The organism is Kitasatospora sp. NPDC001119 (genome assembly GCF_053598475.1).
On record NZ_JBSFKI010000065.1, the window covers coordinates 18,991 to 34,852 of the forward strand.

At 74.1% G+C, this 15,862-nt stretch carries 18 protein-coding genes; 5 read left to right on the forward strand and 13 right to left on the reverse strand.

Features of this window, described 5'->3' with window-relative positions; translation table 11 throughout:
• The first annotated feature begins 82 nt into the window (after window positions 1-82).
• Both ACWDD9_RS41640 and ACWDD9_RS41645 read left to right on the forward strand, forming a co-directional pair.
• The gene (locus ACWDD9_RS41640; protein WP_449814518.1) at window positions 83-775 is read left to right on the forward strand and encodes a M15 family metallopeptidase; all 693 of its coding nucleotides are present in this window, start codon (window positions 83-85) and stop codon (window positions 773-775) included.
• A 248-nt stretch (window positions 776-1,023) separates the two neighbouring features.
• Window positions 1,024-1,938, forward strand: coding sequence for an endonuclease/exonuclease/phosphatase family protein (locus ACWDD9_RS41645; RefSeq protein ID WP_449814519.1), 915 nt, complete (start codon window positions 1,024-1,026; stop codon window positions 1,936-1,938).
• Window positions 1,939-1,970: 32 nt separating this feature from the next.
• On the opposite strand, the gene ACWDD9_RS41650 is transcribed toward ACWDD9_RS41645, so the two are convergent.
• The 9 genes from ACWDD9_RS41650 to ACWDD9_RS41690 all read right to left on the reverse strand — a co-directional run bounded on the left by ACWDD9_RS41650 (window position 1,971) and on the right by ACWDD9_RS41690 (window position 10,816).
• The gene (locus ACWDD9_RS41650; protein ID WP_449814520.1) at window positions 1,971-2,603 is read right to left on the reverse strand and encodes a GDSL-type esterase/lipase family protein; all 633 of its coding nucleotides are present in this window, start codon (window positions 2,601-2,603) and stop codon (window positions 1,971-1,973) included.
• 64 nt (window positions 2,604-2,667) lie between these two features.
• Window positions 2,668-3,867 (reverse strand): RNA-guided endonuclease InsQ/TnpB family protein, encoded by a 1,200-nt coding sequence (locus tag ACWDD9_RS41655; protein WP_449814533.1) that lies wholly within the window; start codon window positions 3,865-3,867, stop codon window positions 2,668-2,670.
• A 281-nt stretch (window positions 3,868-4,148) separates the two neighbouring features.
• Entirely contained in the window at window positions 4,149-4,802 is a 654-nt protein-coding gene (locus tag ACWDD9_RS41660; protein WP_449814521.1) for a hypothetical protein, read from the reverse strand.
• 232 nt (window positions 4,803-5,034) lie between these two features.
• Window positions 5,035-6,060 (reverse strand): hypothetical protein, encoded by a 1,026-nt coding sequence (locus ACWDD9_RS41665; RefSeq protein WP_449814522.1) that lies wholly within the window; start codon window positions 6,058-6,060, stop codon window positions 5,035-5,037.
• Window positions 6,057-6,893, reverse strand: coding sequence for a hypothetical protein (locus tag ACWDD9_RS41670; protein WP_449814523.1), 837 nt, complete (start codon window positions 6,891-6,893; stop codon window positions 6,057-6,059). Before ACWDD9_RS41670 ends, ACWDD9_RS41665 begins: the two co-directional genes overlap by 4 nt.
• Window positions 6,890-7,708, reverse strand: coding sequence for a hypothetical protein (locus tag ACWDD9_RS41675; protein WP_380740498.1), 819 nt, complete (start codon window positions 7,706-7,708; stop codon window positions 6,890-6,892). The genes ACWDD9_RS41670 and ACWDD9_RS41675 overlap by 4 nt, the downstream gene beginning before the upstream one ends.
• A 52-nt stretch (window positions 7,709-7,760) precedes the next feature.
• Window positions 7,761-8,672, reverse strand: a complete 912-nt coding sequence (locus ACWDD9_RS41680) for a hypothetical protein (RefSeq protein WP_449814524.1) — start codon at window positions 8,670-8,672, stop codon at window positions 7,761-7,763.
• 294 nt (window positions 8,673-8,966) lie between these two features.
• The gene (locus tag ACWDD9_RS41685; RefSeq protein WP_074005297.1) at window positions 8,967-9,569 is read right to left on the reverse strand and encodes a response regulator transcription factor; all 603 of its coding nucleotides are present in this window, start codon (window positions 9,567-9,569) and stop codon (window positions 8,967-8,969) included.
• Window positions 9,566-10,816 (reverse strand): sensor histidine kinase, encoded by a 1,251-nt coding sequence (locus tag ACWDD9_RS41690; RefSeq protein ID WP_449814525.1) that lies wholly within the window; start codon window positions 10,814-10,816, stop codon window positions 9,566-9,568. The genes ACWDD9_RS41685 and ACWDD9_RS41690 overlap by 4 nt, the downstream gene beginning before the upstream one ends.
• A gap of 237 nt (window positions 10,817-11,053) precedes the next feature.
• Between ACWDD9_RS41690 and ACWDD9_RS41695 the strand changes: the two genes are divergently transcribed.
• The 3 genes from ACWDD9_RS41695 (at window position 11,054) to ACWDD9_RS41705 (ending at window position 13,242) form a co-directional block, all read left to right on the forward strand.
• The gene (locus ACWDD9_RS41695) at window positions 11,054-11,698 is read left to right on the forward strand and encodes a hypothetical protein (protein ID WP_449814526.1); all 645 of its coding nucleotides are present in this window, start codon (window positions 11,054-11,056) and stop codon (window positions 11,696-11,698) included.
• 34 nt (window positions 11,699-11,732) lie between these two features.
• Entirely contained in the window at window positions 11,733-12,347 is a 615-nt protein-coding gene (locus tag ACWDD9_RS41700) for an RICIN domain-containing protein (RefSeq protein ID WP_449814527.1), read from the forward strand.
• Window positions 12,348-12,423: 76 nt separating this feature from the next.
• Window positions 12,424-13,242 (forward strand): helix-turn-helix domain-containing protein, encoded by an 819-nt coding sequence (locus tag ACWDD9_RS41705; RefSeq protein WP_449814528.1) that lies wholly within the window; start codon window positions 12,424-12,426, stop codon window positions 13,240-13,242.
• On the opposite strand, the gene ACWDD9_RS41710 is transcribed toward ACWDD9_RS41705, so the two are convergent.
• The 4 genes from ACWDD9_RS41710 to ACWDD9_RS41725 all read right to left on the reverse strand — a co-directional run bounded on the left by ACWDD9_RS41710 (window position 13,218) and on the right by ACWDD9_RS41725 (window position 15,509).
• Window positions 13,218-13,874, reverse strand: a complete 657-nt coding sequence (locus ACWDD9_RS41710) for a class I SAM-dependent methyltransferase (protein ID WP_449814529.1) — start codon at window positions 13,872-13,874, stop codon at window positions 13,218-13,220. The genes ACWDD9_RS41705 and ACWDD9_RS41710 overlap by 25 nt on opposite strands.
• Before the next feature lie 74 nt (window positions 13,875-13,948).
• Window positions 13,949-14,692, reverse strand: coding sequence for a CPBP family intramembrane glutamic endopeptidase (locus ACWDD9_RS41715; RefSeq protein ID WP_449814530.1), 744 nt, complete (start codon window positions 14,690-14,692; stop codon window positions 13,949-13,951).
• A 142-nt stretch (window positions 14,693-14,834) separates the two neighbouring features.
• Complete coding sequence (locus ACWDD9_RS41720) at window positions 14,835-15,038, reverse strand: DUF397 domain-containing protein (protein WP_449814531.1); 204 nt, start codon at window positions 15,036-15,038, stop codon at window positions 14,835-14,837.
• Between the two features lie 174 nt (window positions 15,039-15,212).
• Window positions 15,213-15,509 (reverse strand): hypothetical protein, encoded by a 297-nt coding sequence (locus ACWDD9_RS41725; RefSeq protein ID WP_449814532.1) that lies wholly within the window; start codon window positions 15,507-15,509, stop codon window positions 15,213-15,215.
• Window positions 15,510-15,862: the final 353 nt, after the last annotated feature.

Here is a 15,862-nt window from a genome sequence, read left to right on the forward strand (position 1 = left end):
TATCGGCCTGCGCAGACGTCCTCGCAACACCGACTTTCCTCCAATGGTCCGGCAACGGACGAGCACCACCGGGAGGCAGGAAATGGACACGACGGACACCCCGACGGAGACGGGGACCAGCACGGCCACGGGCACGGAGACGAAGACGGGGACGGCCACGGGGACGAGCGCACGGAGCGGACGGCAGCGGCGGCTGGCCGCGGGCGCCGCCGCGACGGCGGTGCTGGCCCTGGCCGGGGCGTGCGCCGCCGACCCGCCGGGCACCGAGGCCGTCCTGCGCACCCTGGCGGCCACCGTCACCGCCCAGCCCGTCACCGCCCCGCCCGTCACGACGGAGGCGGAGGCGGACGGGGAGATACCCGACGGCCGGACGCTGACCCCCTCCGACACCGGCTCCCCCGCCGTGGGCAACCTGGACGGTCCGCTGCGCGAGGCCCTGCAGCAGGCGGCCGTCGACGCGCGGGCCAAGGGCATCGAGATGACCGTCACCTCCGGCTGGCGCAGCAAGGCCTACCAGCAGCGGCTGCTGGACCGGGGGGTGGTCAAGTACGGGAGCCTGGAGCAGGCCCGGAAGTTCGTCAACACGCCGGAGAAGTCCGCGCACGTCAGCGGCAAGGCGGTGGACGTCGGCCCGACCAGCGCCGACTACTGGCTGATCCAGAACGGCGCCCGGTACGGGCTGTGCCAGGTGTACGCCAACGAGATCTGGCACTTCGAACTGCTCACAACGCCGGGCGGGACCTGCCCGGCGCCGCTGCCGGACGCCGCAGGGTGAGGGGGCGCGCCATGACCGCTTCAGCCGGTTCCGACACGCCCGCCGGGACGTCCTCCGGGGCGAGCGCCGGGGCCGCCCGGCCGTCCCGGCGACGGTCCGCACCCGGGTGGTGGGCCGTACGCCGGTGGCTGGCCGCACCCCGGTGGCCGATCACACGAGGGCAACGGGCCGCACGGGGGCGACAAGCCGAACCCCGCCGACGGGCCGCACCCCGCTGGCGCGCCGTCCCCCGGTGGCGGCGCGGGCGCGTGCCCGCCGCGCTCGGGCTGCTCACCGCGCTCGCCCTGGGCGGCCACCGGCTGGTGCCGGAACTGGGCGTGGGCCTGGGCAGCCTGTGGGAGAGCGCCCTGCCCTGGAGCGCCCTGGTGGCGGTGGCGGCGCTGCTGTGCGCGGCGCTGCGCCGGGCACCGGCAGCGGCCTGCGCGGGCGGGGTGCTGGCGGTGGTGTGGGCGGTGGCGTTCGGGCCGCTGCTGCTGGGCGGCGGGGCTCCGGCGCACGGGGCGTCGACGGGCGGGACCGGCGGGCCGGGGCTGACGGTGGTCACCCACAACGTGAACGCCGCCAACCCGGACCCGGCCGGCACCGCCCGCGCCCTGCTCGCCGCCGACCCGGACCTGGTCGCGCTGGAGGAGGTCACCGACGCCGCCCTGCCCGCCTACCAGGGCGTGCTGGACAAGGCGCTGCCCCACCACGCCCGCACCGGCACCGTCGCGCTGTGGAGCCGCTACCCGGTGACGGAGTCCCGGCGGCTGGTCATCGACCCCGGCTGGAACCGCTCCCTGCGGGCCGAAGTCAGCGCCCCCGGCGGGTCGTTGGCCGTCTACGTCGCCCACCTCGCCTCGGTGCGGATGACCGCCACCGGCTTCGCCACCGCCCACCGCGACCGTGACATCGCCGCCCTCGGCCAGGCCCTGGACGCCGAACCGCTGCGCCGGGTCCTGCTGCTGGGCGACCTCAACACCGCCGCCGACGACCGCGCCCTCGCCCCGCTCACCAGCCGCCTCACCCCCGCGCGCAGCGGCTTCGGCTTCAGCTGGCCGTCCGCCCTCCCCCTGGCCCGGATCGACCACATCCTCACCCGCGATCTCCCCGCCACCGCCACCTGGACCCTGCCCGCCACCCCCAGCGACCACCGGCCGGTGGCGGCACGGCTACGGGGCTGACGGCGGGGGCCCGGCGGCAGGCCCGAGCCCGGTCAGGCGACCAGCCGAAGCCAGGCCGCCGCGAGGGCGGCGTGGCCGGCCGGCGTCGGGTGGACGCCGTCCTCGGCCCAGTACTCGGCTCCGGCCGTCGCGGCGAGTTCGGCGAACCTGCCGTCGGCGGCGAGCAGGTGGGCCCCGTAGCGGCGGGCGAGCCTGCGGACGGCCTGGATCTTCGGGTCCAGGTCGGCGCGCCACCGCTCGCGTTCCTTCTCGCCGATGAGCGCGGCGCCGGCCTCGACGGTGCCGCGGATCGGCAGGAGGAACGGCTCGATGAGGACGAGTTCCGTGCCCGCTTCGGCGAGGGGCGCGAGGAGGCGGTCGTAGCCCGCCTCGAAGCGTTCGGCGGGGATCGGGTACCCCCGCGGGTCGAGGATGGGCCGGCCCGCGTCGTTGACCCCGACGAGGATCGAGACGACGTCCGGGCGCGCGTCGAGGACGTCCGTCCGCCAGCGGGCTTCCAGGTCCGTCACCTTGTCGCCCGCGTTCGCGGTGTTCAGCCAGGTCACCGGCCGGTCGGGGTGGCGGTGGGCCCACTCGCCGGCGACCCGCAGCGGGTAGCCGTGCCCGAGGCCGTCCCCGCTCTCCCGGCGGCGGCAGTCGGTGGTCGAGTCGCCGGTGAACAGCACGGTGATTCCCGGCCGGAGGGTGATCGTCGTGACTCCTCCCCCGGCTGAAGCCGGGGGCTTCTCGCTAACCCTTCCGGGCGTTGCGACGGGCCAGCCCGGCCCGTAGAACATTGACGGCTCCCACCGTGTCGGAGTGTGCCCGGTGGGCGCAGCCGGTGCAGTGGAAGGTGTCCTGGGTGGGCCGGTTCTCCGCCGTGGTGTGTCCGCATGCGGGGCACGTCCGGGAGGTGTTGCGGGGGTCCACGGCGATCACTTCCCGTCCGGCGCTTTCAGCCTTGGCGTGCAGGATCGTGAGGAACACCCCCCATCCGGCATCCGATATCGAGCGGTTGAGTCCGGCCTTGGCCGCAGCCCCGTTCGGCAGGAACGCGCCTGCCTGTTCGGGGTCGGGTTTCGGCGCGGGGGCCTTGACCATGTTGCGGATCTTGAGGTCTTCGTGTGCGATCAGATCATGCGCGCGGACCAGTCCGAGGGCGGTCTTGTGGGCATGGTCGAGCCGTTGACGGCGGACCTTACGGTGCAGCCCGGCCACGGTCTCCACAGCCTTGCGGCGGCGATTGCCACGGCGCTTGCACCGGCTGAGGGCCTGCTGGGCGGCTTCGAGCTTCGCGGCGGCCTTCCGGCCGTGGCGGGGGTTGGCAACGAACTCGCCGTCGGAGTCGGCGAGGAAGTTGGCTATGCCCATGTCGATGCCGACCACGCTGCCGGTCGCGGGCAGCGGATCGGGCCGGGCCTGCTCGGCAGTCAGCACCACGTACCAGCGCTTGCCCTCACGCTTGACGGACACGGTCTTGACCGTGCCGACCACCGCACGGTGCCGATGCACCTTGACGTGGCCGACGCCCTGGAAACGGACACGGGTCACCGGGTCGTGCGGGGTCGAGTCCCAGCGGCAGCCGTCACCGTTTCTGGGGAAGTCCACCGTGTCGAACCGGTTCACGCCCCGAAAGCGCGGGTAGCCGGGTTTCTCGCCGGACTTGACCCGGCGGAAGAACGCGGCGAACGCCTTGTCCAGCCGTCGAAGCGTGGCCTGCTGGGAGGAGAAGGACCACCGGCCCTGACACTCCGGGTCGAACGCCCGGATCTCCTTGAGCTGCGCGGACTGCCCGCCGTAGCGGACCGTCGTCCTGGAGACATGCCGCCAGGCATCACGTCGTTCCTGCAACGCCCCGTTGTAGAGCGAGCAGTGGTCCCGCAGCATCTCAGCCAGTGCCTGCTGCTGGCCCACGGTGGGCCGCATCAAGAACTTGTACGCACGAATCAACACGACCCACCCCCTCCACCGCCTCGACCATCAACATGCCACACGCCGCTGACAGAAGACACCACGAGCGTCCCGCTGCGCAGGGACGTGGCGGCGCTCCGCGCCGCCGATCTCAGGATCGGATTCCCTCCCCGGCTGAAGCCGGGGATACCCTCCGAAGATCAGGGATGGGTGCTCCTCGCGAGGGGTGGGTCCGGACCTCTCGAAGGTGCCGGGCCGCACTGTCACCGCGCTGACGTCAACCTTCATCTCACCTGCGGGAAGCGCGAGATGACGACATGTCAGCCGACGGGGACGGCGTCCTTCGGCAGGGTGTGCCAGTTGGTGACGACCGGCTTGTCGACCGGGGTGGTGCCGACGGGGATGCTCACCGGGTTCGGGTCGGGGGTGCCGATGCCGATGATGACGTCGGTGTACTGGACCGCCTGGTTGCCCTTGGTGGTCTTGGCCATGATGCCCGCGTACACGGTCTTGGCGCCGCTCAGGGTGATCTGCTCTCCCGCCCCGTGCTCGAAGGCGGCGGCCTCGATGCCGCCCGAGCCGAACGCGATGACAGGGTGGCCTGCGGGGAGCGTGCAGGTGATGCCCGACTTGGCCTTGGCGCTGATCAGGAGGTAGCCGCCGGCCTGGGTTTCGGCCTTCGCGCCGAAGTCCAGGTCGTTGGCGCCGCAGACCTGGCCGTACCCGCTCTTGTCACCGGGCGCGGCGGATGCCGAACCGGCGGGCGCGGCAGGGGACTTGGGCGGGGCGGCCTTCGTCGGTGCGGCTCCGGCCGGCGCGGCCGTGGCGGGCGCGGCGGGCTCGGAGGGCGCGGCGGCCTTGGTCACGGGGGCGGTGGGGGCGGCCGCGTCGCTGTTGTCCGGTCCGCAGGCCGTGGCGGTGGCGGCGATCGCCGCGACGGCGGCGGCGGTGAGGGCGAGGCGGCGCGTGCGCATGGGGGTCTCCTGCTGTCGTCCCGGCGGTGCGGTTCACCGGCGTGCGATCACCGTACGGGCGGGTCGTTCACGGGCCGGTGCGGGAAATATCCCGATCCTGTCCCAGAAGGCCTGCGCCAGAAGGCTTGTGTCAGAAGGCCTGTACGGACGGGGTGTTGGACGACGCGCGGGCGGGGAACGCCGCCGGGCCGGCCCCCGCAGGAAGGGGGCCGGCCCGGTGGAACGGGGCGGGTCAGCCGAGCAGTTCGCCCTGGAGGGTGACGACCTGCCGGAAGGGCGCGGTGGGCACGCCGGCGGGGTTGGTCATGGTGATGACGGCGACGACGTCGGCGGCGGAGAGGTAGGCGACGCGGGCGGTGGGGGCGCCCTTGGTGCCGGCCGTGGTGGACTCCACGAGGGTCAGGCTGCTGCCGTCGAGGGCGTCCCAGTCGTCGTGGGGGGTGCCCTTGGTGGAGGGTGCGGCCTTGGGACCGCCCTTGGAGCGCACGTCGGCGAAGGCGCCCCAGGACTCCCGGACGGAGCCGAAGCGCAGCAGCCGGATCTGGGTGCGGGTGCCGTCGGAGGCGGTCCACTCCCGGACGGTGGCCGCGCGGCAGGCGTGCTCCAGCAGCACGGAGCGCATCTTGACCGGGTCCTGCTGCTCGTCGGCGATCGCGTCGCAGGGCACCCACTGGCCGAACGCGGAGCCGGGGGCGGAGCCAGCGGCGGAGGCGGACGCGCCGGCGGACGCGGAGTCCGAGGGCGCCGGGGAGGCCGGGGCCGACGGGGAGGCGGTCGGCGAGCCCGAGGGGGCGGCGGCCGCGGTGGGCGCCGGGAAGACCGGCGGGGTCAGCGAGCCGCCGGCCTCCTTGGGCGCGGGCAGCAGCAGGTAGCGCAGGTCCGCGTGGTGCGGGGACTTGCCCTTGTCGTCCGGGGCCTCCTGGCCCGCGGGCAGCGGAGGCAGCGTCAGCGGCGCGAAGGTGTAGCGGCCGTCGCTCGCGGTGGCCAGGCCCGGCAGGTCGGTCCGGTCGGGGGCGGTGACGGCCAGCGCGCTGCCGGTGCCGGCGAGGGCGAACACCAGGACGGCGCAGCTCCAGCGCACCGCGGCCTTGCGGCGCCGGGTGCGGCGGGCCTCCTGCTCCGCGAGGACGGCGGGGTCCTCGGCGGCGGCGAAGGGCTCGGCGACGGGCGCGGCGAGCGCCTCCAGGACCGGATCGGCCCCCTTCCCGGGCACGGGCGCGTTCGCGGGCGCGGGCGGCGGGGTGGCGTGGTCGGTCATACGGAGGCTCCGGGGCGGGCGAGGCGGTCGAGCTGGAGGGTGAACAGGGCGACGATCTTGTCCTTGGGCAGCGGCGCCACGCCCTCGGCGCTCATGACCACCAGGAGGTCGCCCTCGGCGGCCGAGCACTCCAGGTAGTCGATCGGCGCGGACGGCGGCGCCGGCATCAGGTAGCAGTGCGCCTCGGGGTGCCCGGGGACGGCCGGGCCGACCCGGAACAGGCCGGTGTCGCCGGTGAAGACCGCGGTGTACTCGTTGATCCGCTGCACTTCCTGCTGGTTGAACTGGCGCAGCTTCAGGCCGATCACCAGGTCGTCCCCGTCGGCGAGGTAGGTGCGCACGCCGGAGGCCTTGACGTGCATGCCCTCCCAGTAGGCGCGCATCTTGTCGCGCTTGTCCTTGGGGAGCTGCTGGAGGTCGGCGTCCATCTCGGCGGACAGCTGCTCGCCGTTCTGCTCGCTGTCGTGGCCGTAGCCGCCGTCGTCCGGGCCGGGCCGGTAGCCGGCCGGCACGGGCAGCAGCAGGTCGCGCATCGAACCGAAGTGGCTGCCGTTGGACTTGGCACCGTACGGCGTGGCGGTCGCGGTGGGGGTGGGACCGGTGGACGGCGCGGCGGCGGTGGCCGGCGCGGGGTCGTCGTACTGGGTCTTGATGATGCCCACGCCGAGGGCCACGCCGACCAGCGCGGCGGCGGCGGTCGCGGCCCCCGCGCGCAGCAGGCGGCGGGAGGCGGGGCTCGGGCCTGCGGGCGCGGCGGACCCGCCGGCCGAACCCTCGGGTGCCGGTTCGGGCGCGCCCGGGACGGCGGCGGTGGTCATGGTGTCGTCGTTCACGCGAGCCGCTCCCACTGCCGCTTGGCGAGGTCCTTGAGGGTGTCGGGGTTCACCGGCTTGGTGTCGAGGACCTCGATCGTCATCTGCACCGAGCCGCGTTTGGCGCTGGCCCCGCCGTAGTAGTACTGCTCGGTGCTCTCGGCCCAGTGGCTGGGCACGGTGTCCACCTTGTAGCCGCCGCTGGCGCCCTCGGCGAACGGCAGCGGCCAGTAACCGGGACCGGTCTTCGCCTCGTCGGAGCGGTCCTCGGTGAACTGGACCAGCTGGACGCGGTAGAAGACGCCGTCCTTCTTCCAGTCCACCTCGGCCGCGCGCCGGAAGCCGCGCGAGGCGAAGTCCTTGAACCTCTTGGCCGAACCGCCCTTCTCTTCGGCGAGTTCGCCGATCGAGATCCAGCTCGGCTTGTCCGGGTGGTCGTCCCAGGGGGCGCTGCCCTCGGGGGCGCCGATCAGCAGCTTGGTCAGGTCGCCGTCGATGCCGATCGGCGCGGGCTGCTCGGCGGCGAGGGCGGCCGGGTCGACCCGCTCGGCCGGGTAGGCCGGGCGGGCGGCCTGGAGCGGCGGCAGCGGCGTGGGCGGGCGCTGGGCCTGCACGGCGTAGCCGACGCCGCCGCCGGCCAGGGTGCCCAGCACCAGGGCGCAGGCGGTCAGCAGCACGGGGCGGGGGCGGCGCGGGCCGCGCGGGGCCTTCGGGGCGCCGGCCTCGGGTGCGAACGGCGCGGCGGGTACGGCGGGTTCGGGCGCGACGGGCGGTGCGGCGGGCGGCGGCGGAACGGCGGGCGCGGCGGGCACCGGCTCCGCGGGTTCGGTGGTCACGGAAGTGGCTCCAGAGGAGGAGGAGAAGGACGGGGAAAGGGCGGAGCCGGGCTCAGCCGCCGGTGGTGAGCCACTCGCGCTGGCGCTTCATCAGCTCGTTCAGCAGCGCCTTGTCGGGCGTCCCCTTCACGTCGACGTCGATCGTGTACTGGACGTCGCCCTGGCTGGAGATGCCGCTCATCGAGCCGGTGTAGGCCTGCTGCTTGGGGGCCTTCAGGTAGCCGCGGCCGCCGGAGTCGCCGTCGATGTCGAACGGGTCCAGCGACTTGATCTTGTAGTTCTTGGCGAAGTCGGACGCCATCGCGGTGGAGCCGAACTTCAGCAGGGTGACGGTGACTTCGGCCTTGCCGTCGGCGGTCCGGTACATCCGGTTCGCGCCGCCCTTGTAGCCGTAGGACTTGAGGATGTCCATGATGCCGTCCTGCTTGCCGAAGAGGTCGGCGACGTCGTCGTCGCTCATGGCCATCCCGTCCACGGGCCCGTAGGACTCGCCGCCGGCCGGGATGGGGAGCAGGAAGTAGCGCAGGTCGCCCTCGTGCTTGCCGCCGCTGACGGTGCCCTTGACGGTGCTGGCGGGGGCGGGCTCGGCCGGGACGGCGGTGGGCACCGGGACGGGCGCGGCCGAGGGCGTCGCGCTCGCGGCGGCACTCGCGCTCGCCTTCGACGGGGCCGGGGCGGCCGCGGCGGCCGGGCGGGTGTCGGGCTTGCCGACGGCGACGGTCACGGCGGCGCTGGCCGCGGTGACGGCGAGCAGTCCGGCGGTGGCCAGCGCGACGCCGACGGCGCGCGGCAGCCGGCGCGGGGCCTGCTCCGGTGCGGACGGTACGGCGGCGCCGGCCTGGGCGTCGGGTGCGGCGGCGGCCCCGGAAGCAGCGACCTCGGGAGCGGCGGCCCCGGGCGCGGCGGCCGGCTCGGCCGGTGCCGGAGGTCCGGCGGCGGCGCCCTCGTTCTCGGGCTCAGGCAAGGAAATCCCCCCAGTGAAGAATGCGGAATCCCACGCGCGGGCTCCTCACGGGAACCACTCCCCCAGCGGGTTCTCCGGGCATTCCGTCACGCGTGTCGGCAGGAATTATGAAAGGCCGCCGACACCACTGCCAAAACAATCAACCGCCACACTTTCCCCCAATGTTCGACGAATCGGACACACCGTGATCGAACCGCAATGGGCGCTGTCCTGCGGTGATGACACTGTGTCGACACATCGATTCGAACACGGCCTACTTCCGCCCCGCCGGTGCCGGGGGCCGGACCGGTGCCGTCAGATCCACCCTTCCTCCCAGGCCCGCCGCGCCGCCTCGTGGCGGGTGCGCACGGCGAGCTTGGTGATGGCCCCCGAGAGGTAGTTGCGGACGGTGCCGGGGGCGAGGTGGTGCTGCTCGGCCAGCGCGCTGATCGGCTGGCCCCGGTGGACGGCGCGCAGCACGTCCAGTTCGCGCGGGGTCAGCGGGCAGGGCGTCTCGGTGAGGGCGTGGGTGGCGAGCCGGTGGTCGATGTAGCGGCCGCCGCCGTGGACGTCGCGCAGGATGTCGGCCAGCCGGGTGGCGGGGGTGGTCTTGGGCACGAAGCCCTGGATGCCCGCCGCCAGTGCCCGGCGCAGTACGCCGGGCCGGGCGTGGCGGGTGACGAGGACGACGGGGACGGGGTGGCGGCGGCGGATGGCCTGGGCGGCGCCGACGCCGTCCAGGTGGGGCATCTCCAGGTCCAGCAGGGCGATGTCGACCGGGTGGTCGGCGGCGGCCCGGACGGCCGCGGGGCCGTCGCAGGCCTGGGCGGTGACGGTCAGGTCGGGTTCGAGGTCGAGGAGCGCCGCGAGGGCGCCGCGGGTGAGGTCCTCGTCCTCGGCGAGCAGGATGCGGATCACGCGGGGGCCTCCCGGTCGGTGTGGCCGGCCAGTTCGAAGCGGCCGTCGGGGTGGGTGGTGGTGCCGACGTGCCCGCCGATGGCGTGGAAGCGTTCCCGCAGCCCGGCCAGGCCGCTGCCGTTACCACTGCCGCGGTCGGTGGCGGGGTGCGCCGGGGCGCCGTCGTTGCACAGCAGGACGCGGACCCGGCCCGCGTCCGCGGTGACGGTGATCCGGCAGTGCCGGGCGCGGCTGTGGCGCAGGATGTTGGTGACGCCCTCGCGGACCAGGGCGGCGAAGGCCGGCTGGAGCTGGTGGGGGACGCGTTCGGCGTCGCCGTCGACGGCGGTGCGGATCCCGGCGGCCCCCAGGAGCCCTACGGCGTTGGCCAGTTCGGTGCCCAGGCTGGCGCTCCGGTAGCCGTGGACCACGGCCCGGGACTCCTCCAGGGCGGCGCGCGCCAGTTCGGTGATCTCCCGGAGCTGGGCGCGCGCCTCGTGGTCGCTGCGGCCGATCAGCCGCTCGGCCAACTCCCCCTTGAGCGTGATGGCCTGGAGCCGGTGGCCCTGGAGGTCGTGCAGGTCCGCGGCGAAGCGCATCCGCTCCTCCGCCACGGCCAGGTCGGCCGTGGCTTCGCGGACCTGCTCGGCCTCCACTACCGCCCGCCACAGCCGGAGCAGGATCAGCTCCACCGCGGCGACGAACAGCAGCATCCCGGCGCCGGTCGCCGCCGGCACCCCGGGCAGGAGGCCGGGGGTCTCGTGGCGCCACTGCGCCACGGTCTCGCCCAGCACCGCGCAGACCAGTGCGACCGCCGTCAGCAGCCGGCGCCGCGCCCGGGCCGGCAGGGACAGGGCCAGGGCCGCCGTCATGGCCCCGGGCACCATCGCCCAGTCGAGCGCGGTGTACGGACGGTCCGCCATCTCGCCCCAGATGGCGACCGCCACGGCCAGCAGCGCGAGGCTCCACCGCCACTCGGCCGCGGAGGGGCGGCGGGGGCCGTACCCCTGTCCCTCCGGCGGGCCGGCACCGGGCTCCCGACCCACGGCGCGAGGCGGCACCGCCCGGCGGACGAGCCGGGTGTGCTGGACCAGGACGGCGACGATCACCGGGGCCGTCAGCGCCGTACGCACCGGGTCCAGGTTGAAGACGACGTCGTTCGCGGCCAGCAGCAGCCACAGGGGCCCCAGGGCGAGCAACGTCCGGCGGGTGAGGAGGCCCAGCCGACCCGGATCGACCACACCGGCCACCGCGAATGAGGTGCTCATGTCCGGCCAGCGTAGAGGCCGTCGCCGCGCCCTGTCTGTAGCCGAACCAGCCAATAGATCATGACAGTTGTCATAAACCGACCGTGACACCGCCCGGCCGGTTCATGCCATCAGCCACTACTGGCGACCGGCGCGCGCCCGCGAGACTCTCCACCATCTCTCCACGGGGCGCGCGCCCGGGCTTCGCCGCGCGCACACCCTCCCCCCTCACCTTCCACGACCGCTCCAGGAGCACGGATGACCATCGCCCGCAGGACCCGCCGGCGCCGCACCCTCGCCGCCTCCGCCACCACCGCCCTCGCCGTCGGGCTGCTGAGCCTCGGCACGGCGCCGGCCGCCCACGCCGACACCCTCCCGACCCTGTGCAACCCGGCCGTGGACCGCACCACGACCGAACCCGTCAACGTACAGGTCACCCCGCTCGTCACCGACTTCCTGATCTACAACGTCGCCCCGGGGAGCACCGGGCACCACAGCGACATCCTGACCCGGGTCAACTCGGCGACCACCACCGTCGACAACAAGACCGAGATCACCGCCACCGCGAGCGCGCTGTTCCTCAAGGTCGAGGTGAAGGTCGGCTTCTCGGTACAGAAGACCACCTCCAGCACCACCAGCACCACCGTCAGCGACACCTGGGACCTCGTCGATCCCGGCCGCTACGGCCTCTACCGCGGCACCCGGGTCGTCACCGGCCAGTACGTCAACCGCGTCTGCGCCCAGACCGGCGGCCCCAACACCGGCATCTGGGTCACCACCTCGCCGTCCCCCGGGACCTTCACCACCTACGAGTCCCCGGAGATCGGCTCGGTCCGCTGCGCGCCCGCCGAGGCCGCCGGCACCGTACGCCGCGCCGCCCAACTCCTCATCAGCAGCTGCTGACCGCCCCGCCGACCCGACAGCCCTTGGAGATCCCGTGACGAACCCGCACCGCACCACCACCCGCCGCAGCGCCGCGCTGCGCGCCCTCGGCGCCACCGCCCTCGCCTCGCTGTCCGGCCTGACCCTGCTCGCCGCCCCCGCCTCGGCCGCCACCCAGGGCCTGGCCTCCAGCGAGTGGCACGGCTACGTCTGCGACGACGGCTACTACCGGATCAGGACGCCCTTCAACCAACTCGTCGAGCGCAACCAGTACAGCGCCTGGGGACAGGCCATCCAGAACCCCGACACCGGCGCCTACAACCAGCAGTGGAAGCTCTGCCACTACAACTCCGACAACCAGTCGTTCATCTTCCGCAGCCGGCAGAACGAGGGCGACTGCCTCGGCGTGTGGAAGCAGAACCCGAACGACGGCGCCACCGGCGGCGAGGGCGCCAACCTCAACCTCTTCGACTGCCAGGGCTGGATCTACGGCAACCAGATCTTCCACTTCCTGTACCCCGACCCCGGCAACACCAGCCAGGTGATCCTCAAACTCGGGCACAGCGGCTTCTACGCGGCCCTCGCCGACCAGTCCGGCAGCACCGGCTCGGCCATCGCCCAGTTCTCCGACCGGATGGCCGTGTTCACCCTGGAGCACCTCGCTTCCTGACGTCCCCGTGGCCGCACGGACCGGACCGGGCGGCGGTCCGGGCCCGAGGGCGGACGGCTGCGCCTACCGTTGGACCGTGGACGGACAAGCGTGTGGCGAGGAGTGCCCAGCCGCCCGGCCGGACCCGGACGGCCGCGGCGTGCCGTTCGGCCGGCCCGGCCCGGGAGGCGGGCCGGCGGCCGGGGCCGCCGGGGCCGGGGCCCCGCGATTCGCCGTCGGCCCCGGATACGCCCTCTACCAGGGGCCGTTGGCGGACAGCGCCTTCCACCGGCACGCCACCTTCCAGGTCGCCGTCGCGGCCGCCGCCCGCACGGTGGCCATCGACGACGACACCGGGCGGCGCCACCGCGGGCCCGCGCTCGTGGTGGCGCCGATGGTGCGCCACCGGATGGCCCCGACCCGGGAGGTGCTGACCTTCTACGTCGACCCGCACTGCGCCTTCGCCGACCGGCTGCGCGCGGGCTGCGCACCGGGGGTCGCCGTCGCCCCGCAGTGGCGGGGCCTGACCGAGCGGGACGTCCGGCCCGGTGGCGGGCTGCCCGCCACCGGGCTGGACCCTCGGCTGCGCGCGGCGATGGCGGCACTGGCCGCCGACGGCCGGGAGCCGCTGGAGGGCCTGGCCGCGCGCGTCGGACTGTCCCCGCAACGCCTGCGGGCCCTGGCCCGACGGCAGTTGGGGGTGCCGCTGGCGCGCTGGCGCAGCTGGCAGCGACTGTCCCGGGCGGCACTGGCCCTCGGCGAGGGCTGCTCCCTGGCACAGGCGGCGCTCGCGGGCGGGTTCGCCGACCAGGCCCATCTCACCCGGTGGATGCGGGAGTTGACGGGTCTGACACCCTCGCAGGTGCTGCCCGCCCTACGCGGAAGGGCGGTTCAGGCCGGACGGCGCGCGGTGTAGAAGGACATCGAGCCGGTCACCGTCGCGACGGTGTCCACCTCGCGCACCCCCTCGAAGCCGGCCTCCGCGATCAGCCGGGGCAGGATGCCGTCGGCGTTCGGCTGGGTGTCCTCCTTGCCGTCGGCGAACTGGACGATCCGGAAGGCCAGCCGCATGGCCGCCGTGCGCTGCCGCCCGTAGTCGGCGATCACCAGCTTCCCGCCGGGGCGCAGCGTGCGGTGCATGGCGGCGAGGACGGCCTGCTTCATCGGGACGGGGCACTGGTGCAGGACGAGGCTGGACACGACGGTGTCGGCGGTCCCGGGGCCGACGACCTCGTCCACCGTGTCGCCCATGCCGGTGCGGAAGTCGGGTTCGATCCCGGCCGCGGCGGCCTTGCGGCGGGCCAGGCGCAGCACGGCGGGGTCGGGGTCGACACCGACGACGGTGGCCTGCGGTTCGGCGCGGCCCAGCAGGACGGCGAAGGACCCGGTGCCGCAGCCGACGTCGACGATGACGTCACCGGGGCGCGGGGCGGCGTGCATGGCGAGCAGGCTGCGCCACAGGCGTTCGCGGGTGAGCGAGACGATCGGGTCGTAGAGCCCGAGGGCGAGGCGCCCGGCGGCGGGGGTGAAGGCGTCGGTCGGTGTCATCCGGCCAGTGTGGTCGGGCGGTTGGGGCCGGGTCTTGAACGAATCGCTCGCGTCCCCGGGGGCGGATGAGCGCTTCAGGAAGCGGCCGGAGCGGGAGCCGTACGGGCCCGGAGCAGCAGGAGCAGCCCGATCCCGAGCCCCAGGTCGACGGCCAGGCCCAGTGCCTGCAGCCAGTCGGCCGTCTTCCCGGGCGAGTAGATCTCCAGGTAGTCGGACAGCGCGTGCACCAGCGCCAGCGGCCAGACGCTCCCGATGTACAGGCGCGCCCCGCACAGGCAGAAGCCGAACGCGCCGGCCTCCAGGACCTGCCACAGCGTGTTGCCCAGGGGCGCGCCGAAGAACAGCCAGTTGCCGAGGTGCCCGACCCCGAACAGCACCGCCGTCAGCACCACCGCGCGCGCCGGGCCGAGCGGCCGCGCGACCTCCAACACCAGTGCCCGGCTGCTCAGTTCCTCGCTGACCCCGATGGCGAGCATCAGCACCACCCCGCCCACCAGGGTCGCCGTGCCGCCCTCGATCCCGGGCAGCGCCGCCAGCCCCGCCACCACCACCAGTGGCAGCAGCACCGGCCAGCGCGCCATCACCCCGAGGCTCGTCACCCCGCCGATCGCCAGCAGCCCCCAGGCCCGGAGCAGCACCAGCACCACCGCCGCGCCCGCCAGATTGACCACGGTCGGCCCCAACTGCGGGAACCACCCGGGCTCCAACGGCGGCAGCACCTTCGCCACCACCACGATCACCGCCTGCCAGACGACCGCGACCCCGACCGCCCCCGGCACCGGATGCCGGCGCACCTGGCTCCCCCATCGCTTCAACACGGCTCGATGGTAGGCACGGCAACGTCAAGTCAGCGTCAGCCCGGACGAGTTGATCCCCAACCGAGATACCGGTGACGGGCGCGCAGAAAGTCGGACCCGCCGACTTCCTGCGTACTCCGCAGGGCCGCCCGGCAAGGACGCTTCAGGAACCGGCCGGAAAGTCGCCGGCCTGGACACCGGCGACGAAGGACCGCCACGCCTCGGAGGCGAAGGTGAGAGCCGGGCCGTGGGGGTCCTTGCTGTCACGGACGGGGACGGAGTCCAGAAGCCCGCTGGCGACCTCGACGCAGTCGCCGCCTTCGCCACCGCTGTAGCTGCTCTTACGCCATGCCAGACCAGCTGTCACGCGGATGACCCCCTGGGCTCTCAGTCGGTGGTGGGCTGCCCCGCGCGGCGCGGGGCAGCCCACGGTACTGGGCCAGCCGACCACGGGGAAGCCATCCACCCGGACGCCCTCGACGAAGGACCGCGACGCATCCGGGGCGAAGCCGAGGAGCGGGCCGCAGGCGGTGCTTCATGGCTACCAGGCGTGCCAGAGTGCGTCGTGGCGGTGGTGGACCGGGGGGATGTCCGTGCCGGCGAGGTCGTGGCCGGCGCGGTGCAGTCCGCGGATCCGCTGGGCGGCGAGCCGGCCCTGGAGCCGGGCCCGGCCTTCGGCCGTGGCGATCTCGGTGGAGAAGTACCCCGTCCTGCAGTCGAGCACCTGCCACTGCCAGGAGGTGATCCGGCGACGCGTCTTCTTGGGGGCGGGGCGACGGCCTTCGCGGGCGGCCCGGGCCAGTTCGGCGCGGGTGTAGCGCAGGTCGTACAAGGACATGGAGTGCGATGCGCCTTCTTGGACGCGGAGTTGTCGGGGAGTCGTGCGGACGGTTCGGGACATCAGGGGCCTCCGTAGGGCCCTCCGGGCTCTCCAGAGGTACCTACGGCGGGTGCGAATTGGTCAGCACGAATCAGCCTCCAGCGGTCGGGGCGGCCTACCCGGCAGCACAGTAGTCACGAGGAGGCGTGGAGGCTTCAGGTTTTCCGCCCGCCCCCCGCTGCGAGGCCGAGGCGCTCCGAGGGCCCTCACGTTGGCCTAGCTGTTCTGACCCGTGAGGTTGGGGACGCGGCTGGCGGGTGGTTTGCCTGCGAGTGCGGTGTGTCCGCGGTGGTGATTGTAGGTGTGGAGCC